The organism is Streptomyces sp. GSL17-111 (assembly GCF_037911585.1).
Classification (GTDB): Bacteria; Actinomycetota; Actinomycetes; order Streptomycetales; family Streptomycetaceae; genus Streptomyces.
Genome location: NZ_JBAJNS010000001.1, coordinates 3,016,013 through 3,032,748, shown reverse-complemented (window position 1 = coordinate 3,032,748; position 16,736 = coordinate 3,016,013). Strand labels below are relative to the sequence as shown.

The window sequence follows — 16,736 nt, the reverse complement described above, 5'->3', positions numbered from 1 at the left end:
CCGCAACTCCCCCTGTGCGCAGTGGACTTGACAGCACGGCAGAGAGGTCGTCGCGTGTATCTGAGCGTCCCCTTCGAGGACGGCGAGGTCTTCGTCGTCGAGTTGCCCGACGAGCAGGGCTCCGGGGTGATCCGGGCCAGTCGCGGTGACGCGCTCCTCGAGACGTCCGCCGACACGTTCGAGTCCGGCATGGCCCGGGTGCAGCGGGTGGCCGCCACCATGCTGGAGCGGCTGGCGGACCTGCCGCGCCGCCCCGACCACATCCGCGCGGAGTTCGGCCTGCGGGTGACGGCGGAGGCCGGGCTGGTCGTGGCGAAGGGCAGCGGGGACGCGCACATCACGCTGGAACTGGAGTGGAGGCCCCCCGAGGGACGCGCGTGACGCCGCCCGGTGGGCGGGACGCCCGGTGGGAGCTCGGGACGGCCCGGGTGCTGCGCGACGGCCGCCCGGTCGGCGTGGCGTTCCTCATCCCCGACCGGCTCCTGCTGACCTGCGCCCACGTCGTCGCCTCCGCCGCCGGCCTGCGGGAGGACGAGCGGCTCCCGGACCGCCTCCCGGTCACGCTCGACTTCCCGCTGCTGCCCGGCCGTCCCGCCGCCACGGCCTCGGTGCGCTTCAGCGTGCCCGTCGCCGACGACGGCGGCGGCGACGTCGCCGTCCTCCAGCTGGGTGACGCACCGCCGCCCGGTGCCTCCCCGCTGCGGATCGTGGAGGCGCAGGACCTCGCCGGGCACCGCTGGCGGGCCTTCGGCTTCCCGAGCTACCCGGGACGGGGCGGCGGCAAGGAGGCCGGGGCCTGGACGCGCGGCACCGTCGAGGGCCGCGAGGCGACCGGCTGGTGGCAGCTGACCTGCGCCGAGGACGCGCCGTTCCCGTTGGCGGGCGGCTTCAGCGGGGCACCGGTGTGGGACGAGGAGTACGGCGGCGTCATCGGGGTCGTCGTCGCCGTCGAACGAGACCGGCGACGCCGGACCGGCTACGCGCTCAGCGTGGAGTCCCTCACCCGCGAGTGGCCGCAGCTGCGCAGGAGGCTGCTGGCGGACAGCCCGTACCGCGAGCTGCTGCCGTTCACCGAGCACGACCGCGCCGTCTTCCACGGCCGTGCGCAGGAGACGCGGCACCTGATCGACCTCTTCGAGCAGCAGCAGGTGCCCCTCCTGCCGGTGCTGGGGCCGTCGGGGGTCGGCAAGTCGTCGCTCGTCGGCGCGGGGCTGCTCGGGCACCTCGACCCGGACCGGTACCTGGTCGCCCGGCTCCCCCACGGGCTGCGCCTCACCGCCGAGGAGCTGCTCGCCTGGGCCCTGGCCTCGGCGGGCGACGCGGACCCGATGGCGGCGGGCTGGCACGAGCGCTGGCGGGCCCTGGCCGGACAGCTCACCGACGAGCGGGGTGCCCGCGCCGCCGTGGAACGGCTCCGGGCCGGGCACGGCGGACGGCCCCGACTGGTGCTGGTGGCCGACCAGTTCGAGACGCTGCTCGCGGACGCGCCCGACACCGCGCGCCGGCTGGACACCCTGCTCGGGGTGGTGACCGCACGCGGCCCGGACGGCGACCGTCCCGCCCAGGCGGTGGTCGTCGCCCGGGTCGACTTCCTCCGGCAGATCGAGCAGCTCCCCCACCTCCGCACGGCGTGGGACGCCACCTCCCTGGTGGTGCGGCCGATGACGCGGGCGCAGCTGCGCGAGGCGATCACCCGGCCGCTGGAGGGGCACGCGGGGGTCCGGTTCGCCGACGGGCTGGTCGAGCAGCTCCTGCGGGACACCCCGCACGGGCCGGGCGCGCTGCCGATGCTGGAGTACACGCTGAGCCGGCTGTGGGAGCGGCAGGAGCACGGCTGGCTGACGACCGGCGCGTACCAGGCGCTCGGCGGTCTGGAGGGGGCCCTGGCGGCCGGTGCGGAGCGGAGCCTGTGGGCGTGGGCGGACGCGGCGGAGCGTCGGGCGCTGGAGCGGATCTTCGTCCAGCTCGTGCGCCCCGGCGAGGAGCTGGACGCCGGGGGGCGCGGTCCGGACACCCGCCGGGTCGCCGCCCGTACCCAGTTCTCCGCGCGGGACTGGGCGTTGATCCACCGGCTGGCCGGCACGCGGCTGGTCGTGGTGACGCGCCGCCCGACGGGTCAGGACACCGCCGAGCTCGCGCACCAGGCGCTGGTGGAGACGTGGCCCCGGCTGCGCCACTGGGTCGAGGAGAACCGGGCGTTCCGCAGCTGGCAGGAGGAGCTGCGCCGTTCGCTGCGGGCCGGTCAGGAGCGGGCCGGTCAGGAGCGGGGCCGCACCCGTGCGCCCGCCCTCGACCGGGAGCAGCTCGCGGAGGCGCACCGGTGGATCGCCCTACGCGGCGCCGAGCTGCCCGCCGAGGAGGTGGCGTTCGTCGAGGCCGCCGCCCGGGCCCGGCGACGTCTCGCCCGCCGGCGCCGCCTGGTGGTGGCGGGTTTCGCCGCACTGACGGCCCTCGTGCTCGTCGCGGTCGGGCTGGCCGACAGGAGCGCTCGGGACAGCGAGGAGCAGCGGGCCCTCGCCGCCACGCGCGGCCTGACGGAGCAGAGCGAGCGGCAGGCGGGCGACGACCCCGCCCTGGCGGCGCGGCTCGCCCTCGCCGCCTGGCACGTCTCACCGACCCCGGAGGCCCGCGCCCGGCTGCTGTCCACGGTCGCGTCACCGCTGCGGGCCACGCTCACGGGACACGCCGGGGAGGTGCGGTCGGTGGCCTTCGGCCCGGACGGGCGGACGCTGGCGACCAGCGGGAACGACGGCACGGCACGGCTGTGGGACGTCGCCGAACGGCGCGAGGCGGGCTCCCTCGACGTCGGCGGCCAGGTGCACTCGGTCGCCTTCAGCCCGGACGGCGGGACCCTCGTCACCAGTCAGCAGGGCTGGCGGGTACGGCTGTGGGACGTCCGCACGCGCCGGGAGACCGCCGCCCTCGCCGACGCCGGGGTCCCGGCCGTCTTCAGCCCGGACGGCGGAACGCTCGCCGTCGGTGGTGAAGGGGGGACGGTCGTGCTCCGGGACGCCCGTACCCGCCGGGTCGTGGCCGAACTCCCGGCGCACCGCGGCGAGGACGGGGCGTGGATCTCGCGGCTGGCGTTCAGCCCGGACGGGAGGACGCTGGCCGTCACGGTCACCGGCCACGGCACCGGCGACGACGACAAGGCGGCGGTGCAGCTCTGGGACGTGGCGGAGGAGCGCCGCACCGACACGCTGGAGGGACACGCGGGCTGGGTCCAGGCGCTGGCGTTCAGCCCGGACGGCGACACGCTGGCCACCGGCGCGAACGACGCCACGATCCGCCTGTGGGACGTGCGCGGACGCCGCTCCCCGAGCGTGCTCACCGGACACAGCGGCACCGTGTTCGCCCTCGCGTTCAGCCCGGACGGTCGGACCCTGGCGAGCGCGGGCCAGGACCGAGCGGTGCGGCTGTGGGACGTCCCGGAGCGCACCGCCGTGACCCTGCTCAACGGCCACACCGGGAGCGTGAACGCGCTGGCCTTCAGCCCGGACGGCCGCATGCTGGCCAGCGGGTCCGAGGACACCACGCTGCGGCTGTGGGACCTGCGCGCCGGGCGGCCGCGCGCCACCTACGCCGGAGCGGGCGGTTCGGGGAGTCCGGCCGCCTACAGCCCGGACGGCCGCGTCCTCGCGACCGGTGACGGCGACGGGACGGTGCACCTGCACGACGCCCGGACCGGACGCACCCTGGGCCGCCTGACCGGGCACACCGGCGGCGTGAACACCGTGCGGTTCAGCCCGGACGGCCGGACCGTCGCCGCGAGCGGCGACGACGGGCCGGAGGTCCTGCTGTGGGACGCGCGGACCCACCGCCGTCTCGCCACCCTGGAGGGGCACGACCGGTCCGTGGGGGCGGTGCGGTTCAGCCCGGACGGCCGCACGCTCGCCACCAGCAGCTACATCGACGGGACCACCCGCCTGTGGAGTACCCGGACCCACCGGGAGCTGGCGTCCTTCCCCAGCACGTCGGGATGGACGGCCTTCAGCCCGGACGGCAGGACCCTGGTGACCGCCGACCTCGACGACGCGTCCGTGCGGCTGTGGGACGTCCGGACCCACCGGGGGCTCGGCACGCTCGACGGGCCCGGCGGGGCGGTGCGCGCCGCGGCCTTCAGCCCGGACGGCGAGACCCTGGCCACAGCGAGCAACGACGGCGCCCTGCGGCTGTGGGACGTCCGGAACCGTCGGCTGCGGGCGACGCTCACCGGCCACACCGCCTGGCCGCAGTCGGTCGCCTTCACCCCGGACGGAACCGTGCTCGTCAGCAGCGGCCGGGACGCCACGGCGCGGCTGTGGGACGTCCGGGGCCGGCGCCACCTGGCCACCCTCAGCGGCCACGTCGGCACCGTGTGGTCGGCCGTGGTCAGCCCGGACGGCCGGACCGTGGCCACGGCCGGCGACGACCGCACCGTGCGCCTGTGGGACCTGCGGACCCACCGGCAGTCGGCCCTGCTCCTGGGCCACACCGGCGTCCTGCGCTCGATCCGCTTCGCACCGGACGGGGACACCCTCGTGACGAGCGCCACCGACCGGACCGTACGGCTGTGGGACACCGGCGCCTTCAGCGACGACGCCGCCCTCACCGACCGGGCCTGCGCGATAGCGGGCCGCTCGCTGACCGAGCGGGAGTGGCATCGCCACGTGCCCGACGGGGTCGGCTACCGCCGCGTCTGCCCGTGACGGGCCGCGCGGCGGGGGCTCAGGGCCGGTGGCTCAGGGCCGGTGGCTCAGGGCCGGTGGCCGGAGGGGACGCGCTCCTCGGCGGGCGGGGGGCCCGGCGGCGTCCCGTCGCCGAAGGGGCGCCCGCCGAGCTGTTCGCGGTGGTGCGGGGTCAGCCAGCCGGAGAGGTCGGGCCCGGCCGGGAGGATGCCGGTCGGGTTGATGCCGGTGTGCACGAGGTAGTAGTGCCGCTTGATGTGGTCGAAGTCGACGGTGTCGCCGAAGCCGGGCGTCTGGTAGAGGTCCCGCACGTACGCCCACAGCACCGGGTCCTCGGCGAGCTTCGAGCGGTTGCACTTGAAGTGGTTGTGGTAGACGGCGTCGAAGCGCACCAGCGTGGTGAACAGCCGGATGTCGGCCTCGGTGAGGGTGTCGCCGACGAGGTAGCGGCGCTCGCGCAGCCGCTCGGAGAGCAGGTCCAGCCGCCGGAAGACGTCGGCGTACGCCGTCTCGTACTCGTCCTGCCGGGTGGCGAAGCCGGCGCGGTAGACGCCGTTGTTGACGTCCCGGTAGACGCCGTCCATGACCGCGTCGATCTCCTCGCGCAGCGGCTCCGGGTACAGGTCGGGGGCGCCGGGCCGGTGCAGGGCCGTCCATTCGGTGGCGAGGTCCAGGGTGATGCGCTGGTAGTCGTTGGTGACGAGCCGCCCGCTGGGGACGTCGACGACCGCCGGGACGCTCACGCCGCCCGTGTACTCCGGTTCACGGGCGTGGTAGGCCTCGCTCAGGAAGCGGATGCCGAGCACGGGGTCGCGGCCCTCGGGGTCGAGGGTGAAGCGCCAGCTCCGGTCGTCCTGGATCGGGTCGGCGACGGCGAGCGGAAGGGCTTCCTCCAGGCCGAGGAGCCGCCGGGACACCAGGGCGCGGCTCGCCCACGGGCAGGCGCGGCTGACGACGAGCCGGTAGCGGCCCGCCTCGACGGGCCAGCCGTCCTCACCGGCGGCCGTGATCCGGTCGGTGAAGTGGCTCGGCGCCCGCTTGAAGGCCTTCCGGCCGTACTCCGTGTTGCCGTCCGTCATCGGCCGCCCTCTCCACTGCGCTGCACGAGATGGTCCCGGTACGGGTTGCCCGGTCGCGTGACGTGACACGTGGAAGCGGAAACCGTCCTGCCGTACGATGCGGTCCGGTCCGTCCCGCCTCGCCCGTGCCGCGGGTACGCCCAGCTCAGGAGTCCAGGTGCCGATCTTCCTCGCCCGCTTCGTGTCCGCGCTGCGGGCCCGGCTGCGCGGCTGGCGCGCCGCGCTCACGGTCGCGCTCACGGTCTTCGGCACGAGCTGGATCGCGATGGCGCTCGTGGAGCCGGAGGCCAACGGGATCACCGCGCCGGGCACCTACTGGTGGTGGTTCCTCATCACCGCCTCGACCGTCGGGTACGGCGACTTCTTCCCGGAGTCGGTGCCCGGCCGGATCGTCGGCGCCTACGTCATCGTCGGCGGTATCGCCACCCTGACGATCCTGTTCACCGAACTGTCCACCCACATCCAGACGCTGCGGAGCAAGCGCTTGAAAGGCATGGTTGACGTGGACCTCAGCGGCCACATCGTCGTGCTCGGCTACCTGCCGGGCCGCACCGAGCGGATCGTGCACCAGCTGCGGGTGGAGGACGGGCACGCGGTGGTGCTGTGCGCGTGGGACGAGGTCGCCGAGCACCCCATGGCCGGGGAGGACGGGGTGGCGTTCGTCCGGGGCGACCTCGGGGACGCCGCGACGCTGCGGCGGTCGGGCGTCGAGCGCGCCCGGACCGTCGTCGTCGACGCGCGGGACGACAACGAGGCCCTCGCCCTCGCCGTCACCGTCGACCACCTGGCCCCGGACGTCCACCTGGTGGTCGCCCTGCGGGACATGAACCGCTGTGAGCGGCTGCGCTACGTCAGCCCGAAGGTCCAGTGCGTGCAGTGGCACATGCCGAACCTGGTGGCGGACGAGGCGCTCGACCCGGGCATCACCGAGGTCTACAGCGAGCTGATGGACAGCTCCGGGGGCGGCAACACGTACTCCGTGACGCTGCCCCCGGCGCTGGAGGGCAAGTCGTTCGGCGCGTGCCAGGCCCACTTCGGGGAGCGGTTCGACGCCACGGTGATCGCCGTCCGCCAGGACGGCCGCACGGCCGTCAGCCCGCCCTGGAACGCGCCGCTCCGGGCCGGGGCGCTGCTGTACTACCTGGCCGACCGGCGCATCGACGTCGGCGGCCTCACCGGCGACCTCGCCTCCGGCCGCCGCTGATCCCGCCGACGGGTCGGCAGTCGGCGGGATCACACGTCAGCGGGTCGGGCGTCAGCGACCGATGTCGCCGCCGTCCTTGCGCCAGACGGCGACGACGGAGGGACGGTTGCGGCGGCCCGGGCCGTCGGGCCACTGCGAGAGCGGGTTCTCCGCCGAGGCGCCGTCGATCTCACCGGGGTGCTGCACGGCGACGAGCACCCGGCGCTCCTGCACGATCGGGCCGCAGGTCTCGGCCCCGGCGGGGACGGTGAGGAACTGCTTCACCTCGCCCCGGCTGCGGCCGTGCGTGGCCACGCCGAAGAGGCCGTCGTGGTTGCCCAGCGCGTTGCCGTCGGTGGAGATCCACAGGTTGCCGTACGCGTCGAAGGTCAGGTTGTCCGGGCAGGAGATGGGGCTGACCTGGTCCTTCGGGAAACCGCCGTAGTACGTCGACTCGTCCGCCGGGTCGCCGCAGACCAGGAACAGCCGCCAGGAGAACCGTTCCGCCCCCGGGTGGTTCCAGTGCTCCGCCAGCTCCAGGACCTGGCCGTGCTTGTTGCGGTTGCGCGGGTTGGCCTCGTCGGGCCCGGGGCGACCGGGCGTGCCGCGCTGGGAGTTGTTGGTCAGCGCCACGTAGACGCGGCCGGTGCGCGGGCTGGGCTCGACGTCCTCGGGGCGGTCCATCTTGGTGGCGTTCACCTTGTCGGCCGCGAGGCGGGTGAAGACGTACACCTCCTCGGCCGTCATCCCCTCGACGTAGGAGCGGTCGCCGGAGGCCAGCTTGATCCACTCGCCGGAGCCGTCGAACGCGCCGTCCCGCGGCAGCCCGCCGTCGCCGTCGATCTCGCCGGGGCTGTCGCCGGTGAGCCGGGCGACGTAGAGGGTGCCCTCGTCGAGCAGCGTCATGTTGTGCTCGCGGGCCCAGCGGCTGTTGCCCCGGCGCATGCGCTTGCTGGAGACGAACTTGTACAGGTAGTCGAACCGCTCGTCGTCACCCATGTAGACGACCGGCCGGCCGTCGGCGGTGAGCTGCGGCTCCGCGCCCTCGTGCTTGAAACGGCCGAGCGCGGTGCGCTTGCGCGGCGTGGACTCGGGGTCGTACGGGTCGACCTCGACGACCCAGCCGAAACGATTGGCCTCGTTGGGCTCCTTGGCGAGGTCGAACCGGTCGTCGAACCGCTCCCACTTGCGTCCGGTGGTACCGCCGGTCATGCCGTAGCGGGCCAGCCGCTCCTTGGTGCGCGGGTCGGTGACGGAGGCCGCGTTGGCGAAGTACTGGTTGAAGTTCTCCTCGCCGCTGAGCACGGTCCCCCACGGCGTGGTGCCGCCCGCGCAGTTGTTGAGGGTGCCGAGGACGGTGCGGCCGCGTCGGTCGGCGGAGGTCTTCAGCAGGTCGCTGCCCGCCGCCGGGCCGGTCAGCTCGAACGGCGTGCCGTTGTGGAAGCGACGGTTCAGCCGGTGCCGCCGGACGGGCGTGAGGCGGCCGGAGCGGCGCTCCTCCTCCACCACGACGACCGACAGACCGTGGGCGGCCCAGGCGATCTCCACCTGCTCGCGGGTGGGGTTCTCCGGGTCGTACCCGGTGAACATGATCTCCTCGTTGGTGTACTCGTGGTTGGCGAAGAGCACCTGGCGGTGCGGCTCGCCGCGCAGCGGCAGCAGGGTGAGGAAGTCGTTGTTGTAGCCGAACTGGCCGGCCTGGGCGCGCGCCGTCTGGCGGTCGGGGTCGAAGGCCGGGGCCCCGCGCAGGATCGGATCGCCCCAGCCGATCACGATGCCCTGCTCGTATCCCTCGGGGACGGTGACGGCGTCGCGCGTGTTCGGGGCCACCGGCTCGAACCGCAGGCCCTTCGCCCCGTGGCCCCTCCCTCTCCCCGGCCATCCGCCGTCCCCGTGTTTCCCGTGCGCGACGGCCTCGGGCGCGCCGCCCAGGACCGCGCCCCCGGCGGCCGCGGCGACGGTCGCCACCGCGCCCGCACGCAGCATCGAGCGCCGGGACAGGCCGGCGACGATGTCGCCGAAGTACGCGTTCCCGCTCTGGTTCGGCACCTCCTGGAAGCAGGCGTCTCCGCAGCGGTAGTGGCACGTCATGGCGGACCGACCGCCGGGGTGAGTGGTGAGCAGCGGCAGTTGCTTGCGCATGGGCAGACCTCTCCGTCTTCAGCCGTACTCGGCGGAAACTAGGTCCTCACCCCTACCCCCGAGCGTTGTGTCGGTGAACCCGCCGTGAACCGGAACCGGCCAACATCGCCCCTCGGCCGCCGCCCGACCGCCGCCCGACCGCCCTCCGGAGCGCGCGGGCCCGTCCGTCGCGGACCGTTAGGATTTCGGCTATGGCGGCCACTGGAACAGAGCAGCGGGGCACGGCGTACTACGTCACGACCCCGATCTACTACGTGAACGACGCTCCCCACCTGGGCCACGCCTACACGACCGTCGCAGGCGACGTGCTCGCCCGCTGGCACCGCCAGCGGGGCGAGAAGGTGTGGTACCTCACCGGCACGGACGAGCACGGTCAGAAGATCATGCGCACCGCCGAGGCGAACGGCGTGTCGCCCCAGGAGTGGTGCGACAAGCTGGTGGAGGAGGCCTGGAAGCCCCTCTGGCAGCACCTGAACATCGCGAACGACGACTTCATCCGCACGACCGAGCCGCGCCACACCGCGCGCGTCCAGGAGTTCGTGCAGGACCTGTACGACAAGGGCGAGATCTACCGCGGCGGCTACGAGGGCCCGTACTGCGTCGGCTGCGAGGAGTACAAGGCCGCCGGCGACCTGCTGGACGGCGAGGACGGGGCCAAGCTCTGCCCGATCCACAAGAAGCCCGTGGAGATGCTCCAGGAGGAGAACTACTTCTTCAAGCTCTCGGAGTACGGCCCGAAACTGCTGGAGCACTACGAGCGCGACCCCGGCTTCATCCAGCCCGAGTCGGCGCGCAACGAGGTCGTGCAGTTCGTCCGGCAGGGTCTTCAGGACCTGTCGATCTCCCGGTCCACCTTCGACTGGGGCGTGCGCGTCCCGTGGGACGAGAAGCACGTCATCTACGTGTGGATCGACGCCCTCCTCAACTACGCGACGGCCGTCGGCTACGGCGCGGACCAGGAGAAGTTCGAGGACACCTTCCCCGCCGACGTCCACCTCGTCGGCAAGGACATCCTCCGCTTCCACGCGGTGATCTGGCCCGCGATGCTCATGGCGAACGGCCTGCCCCTCCCGCGCAGGATCGCCGCCAACGGCTGGCTGATGGTGGGCGGCGAGAAGATGAGCAAGTCGAACCTGACGGGCATCTCCCCGCACCAGCTCACCGACCACTTCGGCGTCGACGCCTACCGGTGGTACTTCCTGCGGGCCATCGCCTTCGGCAACGACGGCTCGTTCTCCTGGGAGGACTTCTCCGCCCGGTACACCTCGGAACTGGCCAACGACTACGGCAACCTCGCCTCCCGCGTGGCGGCCATGGTCGGCAAGTACTTCGGCGGGACGCTGCCCGAGGCGACGGCCTCCGGGGCGGCCGAGCAGCCGGTCGTCGACGGCCTCGCCCACGCGGTCGCCGAGGCGGACCGCCGCATCGGCGACGAGATGGACTTCGCGGGCGGCATCGCGGCGGTCTTCGACTTCGTCAAGCAGGTCAACGGCTACCTGACCGAACAGGAGCCGTGGAAGGTCGCCAAGGACGACTCCGAGGCCGCGCGCGCCCGGCTGGCGACGATCCTCTACACGGCCGCCGACTCGCTGCGGGCCACCGCCGTCCTGCTCAACGCCGTCATGCCGGAGACCTCGCAGAAGCTGTGGGACTCCCTCGGCGCCGAGCCGCACCTCGGCCCGCTCGCCGACCAGCGCGTGCAGGACGCCGGGCGCTGGGGCCTGCTGCCCCCGGGCGCCACGGTCACCAAGGGCGCGGTGCTCTTCCCCCGTCTGGAGGAGCCGGCCCGCGCCTGACCCGCCGGACGCTCCCGCAGGGCGCCCTCCCGACCCGGAGGGCGCCCTGCGGCGTCCGTCACTGCTGCGGCGGCTTGCGCGTGGGCTGCCGCAGGGAGAGGTGCAGCTCCTTCAGCCGCGCCTCGTCGACCTCGCTGGGCGCGCCCATGAGCAGGTCCTGCGCGTTGCCGTTGAGCGGGAAGGCGATCGTCTCGCGGATGTTCGGCTCGTCGGCCAGCAGCATGACGATGCGGTCGATGCCGGGTGCGATGCCGCCGTGCGGCGGGGCGCCGAAGGCGAAGGCGCGCAGCATGCCGCCGAACTCGCGCTCGACGTCCTCCTTGGAGTACCCGGCGATCTCGAACGCCTCGTACATGATCTCCGGCTCGTGGTTCCGGATCGCGCCCGAGGACAGCTCGACGCCGTTGCAGACGATGTCGTACTGCCAGGCCAGGATGTCCAGCGGGTCCTTGGTGCGCAGGGCCTCCAGGCCGCCCTGCGGCATGGAGAACGGGTTGTGGGAGAACTCGATCCTCCCGGTCTCCTCGTCCCGCTCGAACATCGGGAAGTCGACGATCCAGCAGAACCGGAAGACGTCGTCCTCGAAGTGGCCGGTGCGGCGGGCGGCCTCGACGCGGACGGCGCCCATGATCTTCGAGACGTCGTCGAAGTCGCCGGCGCCGAAGAAGACGGCCGTGCCGGGCTTGGCGTCGAGTGCGCCCAGCAGCGCGGTGACGTTCTCCTCGGTGAGGAACTTCGCGATCGGGCCGGTCAGCGCCGAGTCCTCGCCGACGCGCACCCAGGCGAGACCCTTCGCGCCCTGCTCGACGGCGAACTCACCCATCTGGTCGAAGAACTTCCGCGGCTGGTCGGCGGTGTCCGGCACGGCCAGCGCCCGCACGTGCTTGCCCGCGAAGGCCTTGAACTCCGAGCCCTCGAAGACGTCGGTGACGTCCACCAGTTCCAGCCGGGCCCGCAGGTCCGGCTTGTCCGAGCCGTACTTCAGCATGGCCTCGCGGAACGGGATGCGCGGGAACGGCGAGGTGACGTGCCGCCCGCCGCCGAACTCCTCGAACAGGTCGGTCATCACCTTCTCGATGACCTGGAAGACGTCCTCCTGCTCGACGAAGCTCATCTCCATGTCGAGCTGGTAGAACTCGCCCGGCGAGCGGTCGGCGCGGGCGTCCTCGTCGCGGAAGCAGGGCGCGATCTGGAAGTAGCGGTCGAAGCCCGCGATCATCAGCAGCTGCTTGAACTGCTGCGGCGCCTGCGGCAGCGCGTAGAACCTCCCCGCGTGCAGCCGGGACGGCACCAGGAAGTCGCGGGCGCCCTCGGGGGAGGTGGCCGACAGGATCGGGGTGGCCATCTCGTTGAAGCCGAGGGCCGTCATCTTCTGCCGGATCGCGGAGATCACGGCGGTGCGCAGCAGGATGTTGCGGTGCATGCGCTCGCGGCGCAGGTCGAGGAAGCGGTACTCCAGCCGGCGCTCCTCGTTGACCCCGTCCTCGGTGTTGATCGTGAACGGGATCTGCTCGGCCGCGCCGAGCACCTCGACGTCGCGCACCTCGATCTCGATGTCGCCGGTGGGCAGCTCCGGGTTGACGTTGTCGGCGCCGCGCGAGGCCACCGTGCCGTCGACGCGGACGACGGTCTCCTTGGTGAGGTGGCTCAGCGCCTCGTTGGCGGGGGTGCCGGGACGGGCGACGAGCTGGACCAGGCCGTAGTGGTCGCGCAGATCGATGAAGAGGATGCCGCCCAGGTCACGACGATTGTGCAGCCAGCCGCTCAGCCGGACGTCCTTGCCGACGTCCTGCGATCGGAGCTCGCCGCAGTGGTGGGACCGGTACCGATGCATCATTCATCCAAGTCGTCGAAGCCGGGTCGTACGGGATTCGGGGAGAAGGCCGCGCTGAACCGGCCTCCCGGCGCCCTTCAGCGTACCGTCCGCGCCCGGCCCGCCGCCCCGGCCCGAGGACGCCCGGGGGCGCGCCCGGCCCCACCGGACGGCCCCGGTCCGCCGGGCGGGAGGAACGCGGTCTTCCTACAGTGGGGCACATGCGCACCGACCAGGGCGCCTCCCCGCCGCAGGTGGACGAGGTGCTGGACGCGACCGGGACCGGCATGTGGCGGTGGGACCACGTGGCCGGCCTGGTGACCCTCGACGCGCGGGCCGCCCGGCTCATGGGGCTGAAGCCGGAGCCGGCCACGGTGCCCACGGCCGCCGTCCGGGCCCGGCTGCACGCGGTGGACTTCGTGGAGCTCGACCGCATCATCACCCTGGCCGCCGCCGAGGGCGGCATCGCGGAGGAGCGGCTGCGCGTGGTCGGCGACGACGGGGACGTCCTGCGCACGGTCCGGGCGCGGCTGCGCTACCTGAACACCCGCCCGAACGGTCCGCGCCGCCGGGGCGCGGGCGCGGGGGCCGTCCTGCTGGGCACGCTGGTGGAGGCGCCCGAGAACGCCCCCGGCCAGTCGGCGGTCACCGGGGACTGGCGGCGGGCCCGCGAGGCGTTCCTGCTGGACGCGGGCCGGGCGCTGGCCGAGGCGCGCTCCACGGCCGAGGTGCTGCGCGTCGCGGCGAACCTGGCGATGCCCGGTTTCTCCCCCGACGGCATGGCCGTCTTCGGCGTCAAGGGCGACCACCTGTCGGTGATCGGCCACCACGGGCACGGCCCGGGCTCCGAGGCGGCCTTCACCGACATGCCGCTGACGACGCCGTACCCGGCGACGGAGGTCGTCCGCACGGGCCGGGCGGTCTACCTGGCCGGTCCGGCCGAGTACGAGCGCCGCTTCCCCGTCACCTGGCCGCTGGCGGCCCCCTTCGGTCGGCAGTCCTGGGCGTTCCTGCCGCTGGTGGCGGCCGGACGCACGGTGGGGGCGTGGATGGCGGCGTTCGGCTCCCGGGTGACGTTCACCCCGGACGAGCGGTCGGTGCTGAGCACCGTCGCGCGCATGCTGGCGCAGGCCCTGTCGCGGGCGTACGTGCGCGAGTCCGAGCAGGAGTTGGCGGCCGGCCTCCAGCGCACCATGCGGCCCGTCCACAAGCCGGACATCAAGGGCATGACCGTCGCCGCGCGCTACGTGCCGACCGGCGGTGGTCTCCAGGTGGGCGGCGACTGGTACGACGTCATCCCGCTGCACAGCGGACGCACCGCCCTGGTCATCGGTGACGTGCAGGGGCACGACGTGCGGGCCGCCGCGCTGATGGCGCAGCTCCGCGTGGCGCTGCGCGCCTACGCCTCCGAGGGGCACAGCGCGGAGGCCGTGCTCTCCCGCGCCTCCCGCTTCCTGGCGGGCATGACCCGCGACCACGTGGCGGACGCGGACGCCGACGCCGGGGACGGTGGGCCCGACGGCTCAGGGGCGGACGGCCGGGACGACGCCCGCTTCGCCACCTGCCTCTACATCGAGGCGGACCCGGTGAACGGCACGCTCGACATCGTCCGCGCCGGCCATCCCGACCCGGCCGTCCGGCTGCCCGACGGCACGCTCATGGTCCGGCCGACGGCGGGCGGGCTGCCGCTGGGCATCGACCCGGACACCGACTACCCGACGACGCGGCTGGCGCTCGGCCCGGGCGAGACGCTGATGATGTGCACCGACGGCCTCATCGAGACGGGCGGGCACGACATCGAGAGCGGCTGGGCGCGTATCCGCGCGGTCTTCGCCGAGCGGCCGGACGCCGACCTGGAGGAGCTGGCCGACGCCCTGGTGCAGGCCGTGCACGGCCCGCCGTCCCACCACTACGCCGGGCCGCTGTCCGACCGCCGGGACGACGACGTCGCGCTGCTCCTCCTCAGTCGCGACGACGTGGTCGGCGCGCCCCGGGGCACCGGGCGCCGGACGGTGCTGAGCGTCGCCCAGACCGACGCGTCCCGCATCGCCGACGCCCGGGGCCAGCTGCGCGACCTGCTCTATGACTGGGCCGCCCCGGACCAGGTGGACGGCGCGGTGCTGATGCTCTCCGAGATGCTGACGAACGTCCTCGTCCACACCGACGGCGACGCCCTGCTGGTCGCCGAGGTCACCGGCGAACGCGGCGCGCGGCGGCTGCGCGTGGAGGTCGCCGACCAGAGCGACGAGCTGCCGCACCGCCGCAACCCCGGCGAGCTGGCGTCCTCGGGGCGCGGGCTGATCCTCATGGACATGCTCGCCGGCTCCTGGGGGGTGGACCCGAGGGGCGAGGGCAAGGCGATCTGGTTCGAGGTCGACGAGGACGCCCCGCCCCCGCACTGGGGCTGAGCCGTCAGCCGTCGGTGGCCGCCGTCCGGGGCGTGGCCGGTACCCGGCCGAGCCGCCCGGACTGGAAGTCCTCGAACGCCTGCACCAGCTCGGCGTGGCTGTTCATGACGAACGGTCCGTAGTGCGCCATCGGCTCCCGGATCGGCTGCCCGCCCAGCAGCACCACGTCGAGCGTGGCGTGGTGGGAGTCCTGGACGTCGTCGGCCCGCACGGTGAGCGTCTCCCCGGCGCCGAAGACGGCGGTCTGCCCGAGGTGGACGGGGCGCCGCTCGGCGCCCACGGTGCCGCGCCCGGCCAGCACGTAGGCCAGCGCGTTCCAGTCCCTGCGCCAGGGCAGCGTGACCTGCGCCCCGGGGCTGACGGTGGCGTGGAGCATCGTGATGGGCGTGTGCGTGATGCCGGGCCCCTGGTGGCCGTCCAGGTCACCGGCGATCAGGCGCAGCAGCGCGCCGCCGTCGGCCGAGGTCAGCAGCTTGACCTCGCCGCCGCGGATGTCCTGGTAGCGGGGGTCGGTCATCTTCATCGCGGCCGGGAGGTTCACCCAGAGTTGGAGGCCGTGGAAGAGGCCGCCGTTCATGACCAGCTCCTCGGGCGGCGCCTCGATGTGCAGCAGCCCGCTCCCGGCCGTCATCCACTGGGTGTCGCCGTTCTGGATGGTGCCGCCGCCGCCCTCGGAGTCCTGGTGCACGAAGGTGCCGTCGATGAGGTAGGTGACGGTCTCGAAGCCCCGGTGCGGGTGCCAGGGGGTGCCCTTCGGCTCGCCCGGCGCGTAGTCCACCTCACCCATCTGGTCCATCATGATGAACGGGTCGAGGTAGTCGTACTTGATGCCGGCGAAGGCACGGCGCACGGGGAAACCCTCGCCCTCGAAACCGCTGGGCGCCGTGGTGACGGCCAGGACCGGCCGCGCGGCGGAGGGCTCCGCCGACGCGGTGACGCGCGGCAGGGTGAGCGGGTTCTCGACGGTGATCGCGGGCATGACGGGCCTCCTCGGACGGTACGTCCAATCTAGTTGAAGCTTGAACGTCTGCCAATGCCGCGTCATTCCCCGGCCGTACCCGCGCACCCTCCCGGGAGTCCGTCCCGGCCCGGAGCGGTCAGCCGTACATGCTGTGCATCGCGAAGTCGACCATCTCCTCGACGGCCTTGGCGTCGAAGACCACCCGGTGGTCGCCCTCCATGTCCAGGACGAAGCCGTAGCCGGTGGGCAGCAGGTCCAGGACCTCCCCGCCGGTGATCACGAAGTACCGGGACTCCTTCCCCGCGTACGCCCGCAGCTCCTTCAGCGAGGTGAACATGGGGATGACCGGCTGCTGGGTGTTGTGCAGCGCCAGGAAGCCGGGCGTCTCACCCCGGGGGCAGTACACCCGGGCGTTGTGGAAGATCCCCTGGAAGTCCTCCGGGGAGAGGGCGCCGGTGGCGAAGCCCCGGACGGCGTCGGCCAGGGACGGCGGTGACGGCTCCGGGTAGTGCTGCGCCGGCGGCTGGGCGTGCGGCGGCGCGCCGTGCTGGTGCGGCGCGCCGTGCGGCGGGGGTGCCCCGTAACCCGGCGGCGGAGGCGGCGCCCCGTAGGCGTTCTGCTCGTAGCCGTACATGATGAGAAGGGTAACGAGTCACATCCGGGCGGTTCGGGCTTGCTTGTTATTAC

At 73.5% G+C, this 16,736-nt stretch carries 10 protein-coding genes; 5 read left to right on the top strand and 5 right to left on the bottom strand.

The genetic code is table 11. The features are described from left to right. Positions 1–54 precede the first annotated feature (54 nt). Both V6D49_RS13465 and V6D49_RS13460 read left to right on the top strand, forming a co-directional pair. Positions 55–381 (top strand): CU044_2847 family protein, encoded by a 327-nt coding sequence (locus V6D49_RS13465; RefSeq protein ID WP_340559828.1) that lies wholly within the window; start codon positions 55–57, stop codon positions 379–381. Beyond that, positions 378–4,688: an nSTAND1 domain-containing NTPase gene (locus V6D49_RS13460; protein WP_340559826.1), complete on the top strand. Its 4,311-nt coding sequence runs from the start codon at positions 378–380 to the stop codon at positions 4,686–4,688. Before V6D49_RS13465 ends, V6D49_RS13460 begins: the two co-directional genes overlap by 4 nt. 47 nt (positions 4,689–4,735) lie before the next feature. Here V6D49_RS13460 and V6D49_RS13455 read toward each other — a convergent pair whose 3' ends face one another. Beyond that, positions 4,736–5,746 (bottom strand): glutathione S-transferase family protein, encoded by a 1,011-nt coding sequence (locus tag V6D49_RS13455; protein ID WP_340559824.1) that lies wholly within the window; start codon positions 5,744–5,746, stop codon positions 4,736–4,738. Between the two features lie 157 nt (positions 5,747–5,903). Between V6D49_RS13455 and V6D49_RS13450 the strand changes: the two genes are divergently transcribed. Further along, positions 5,904–6,950 carry an ion channel gene (locus tag V6D49_RS13450; protein ID WP_340559823.1) on the top strand — a complete coding sequence of 349 codons (1,047 nt, stop codon included), beginning with the start codon at positions 5,904–5,906 and terminating at the stop codon, positions 6,948–6,950. 51 nt (positions 6,951–7,001) lie between these two features. Here the strand turns inward: V6D49_RS13450 and V6D49_RS13445 are convergent, their stop codons facing one another. Next, positions 7,002–9,071 carry a PhoX family protein gene (locus V6D49_RS13445; protein ID WP_340559821.1) on the bottom strand — a complete coding sequence of 690 codons (2,070 nt, stop codon included), beginning with the start codon at positions 9,069–9,071 and terminating at the stop codon, positions 7,002–7,004. Between the two features lie 191 nt (positions 9,072–9,262). Between V6D49_RS13445 and metG the strand changes: the two genes are divergently transcribed. Beyond that, positions 9,263–10,867, top strand: a complete 1,605-nt coding sequence (metG, locus tag V6D49_RS13440; RefSeq protein WP_340559819.1) for a methionine--tRNA ligase — start codon at positions 9,263–9,265, stop codon at positions 10,865–10,867. Positions 10,868–10,925: 58 nt separating this feature from the next. Here the strand turns inward: metG and aspS are convergent, their stop codons facing one another. Beyond that, a complete protein-coding gene (gene aspS, locus V6D49_RS13435; protein WP_340563977.1) occupies positions 10,926–12,701 on the bottom strand; it encodes an aspartate--tRNA ligase in 1,776 nt (591 codons plus the stop codon). 200 nt (positions 12,702–12,901) lie between these two features. Between aspS and V6D49_RS13430 the strand changes: the two genes are divergently transcribed. Then, a complete protein-coding gene (locus V6D49_RS13430; protein ID WP_340559817.1) occupies positions 12,902–15,088 on the top strand; it encodes a SpoIIE family protein phosphatase in 2,187 nt (728 codons plus the stop codon). A 4-nt stretch (positions 15,089–15,092) separates the two neighbouring features. On the opposite strand, the gene V6D49_RS13425 is transcribed toward V6D49_RS13430, so the two are convergent. After that, on the bottom strand, positions 15,093–16,067 hold the full coding sequence (locus V6D49_RS13425) for a pirin family protein (protein WP_340559815.1): 975 nt from the start codon (positions 16,065–16,067) through the stop codon (positions 15,093–15,095). A 118-nt stretch (positions 16,068–16,185) separates the two neighbouring features. Further along, complete coding sequence (locus tag V6D49_RS13420; RefSeq protein ID WP_340559813.1) at positions 16,186–16,683, bottom strand: SseB family protein; 498 nt, start codon at positions 16,681–16,683, stop codon at positions 16,186–16,188. Between the last annotated feature and the right edge of the window lie 53 nt (positions 16,684–16,736).

What these genes read in the sequence shown, in the direction of transcription:
- V6D49_RS13420 (WP_340559813.1), bottom strand. Translation starts at nt 16,683, where the DNA reads ATGTACGGCTACGAGCAGAACGCCTACGGGGCGCCGCCTCCGCCGCCG.
- metG (WP_340559819.1), top strand. Translation starts at nt 9,263, where the DNA reads ATGGCGGCCACTGGAACAGAGCAGCGGGGCACGGCGTACTACGTCACG.
- V6D49_RS13430 (WP_340559817.1), top strand. Translation starts at nt 12,902, where the DNA reads ATGCGCACCGACCAGGGCGCCTCCCCGCCGCAGGTGGACGAGGTGCTG.
- aspS (WP_340563977.1), bottom strand. Translation starts at nt 12,701, where the DNA reads ATGCATCGGTACCGGTCCCACCACTGCGGCGAGCTCCGATCGCAGGAC.
- V6D49_RS13445 (WP_340559821.1), bottom strand. Translation starts at nt 9,071, where the DNA reads ATGCGCAAGCAACTGCCGCTGCTCACCACTCACCCCGGCGGTCGGTCC.
- V6D49_RS13425 (WP_340559815.1), bottom strand. Translation starts at nt 16,067, where the DNA reads ATGCCCGCGATCACCGTCGAGAACCCGCTCACCCTGCCGCGCGTCACC.
- V6D49_RS13455 (WP_340559824.1), bottom strand. Translation starts at nt 5,746, where the DNA reads ATGACGGACGGCAACACGGAGTACGGCCGGAAGGCCTTCAAGCGGGCG.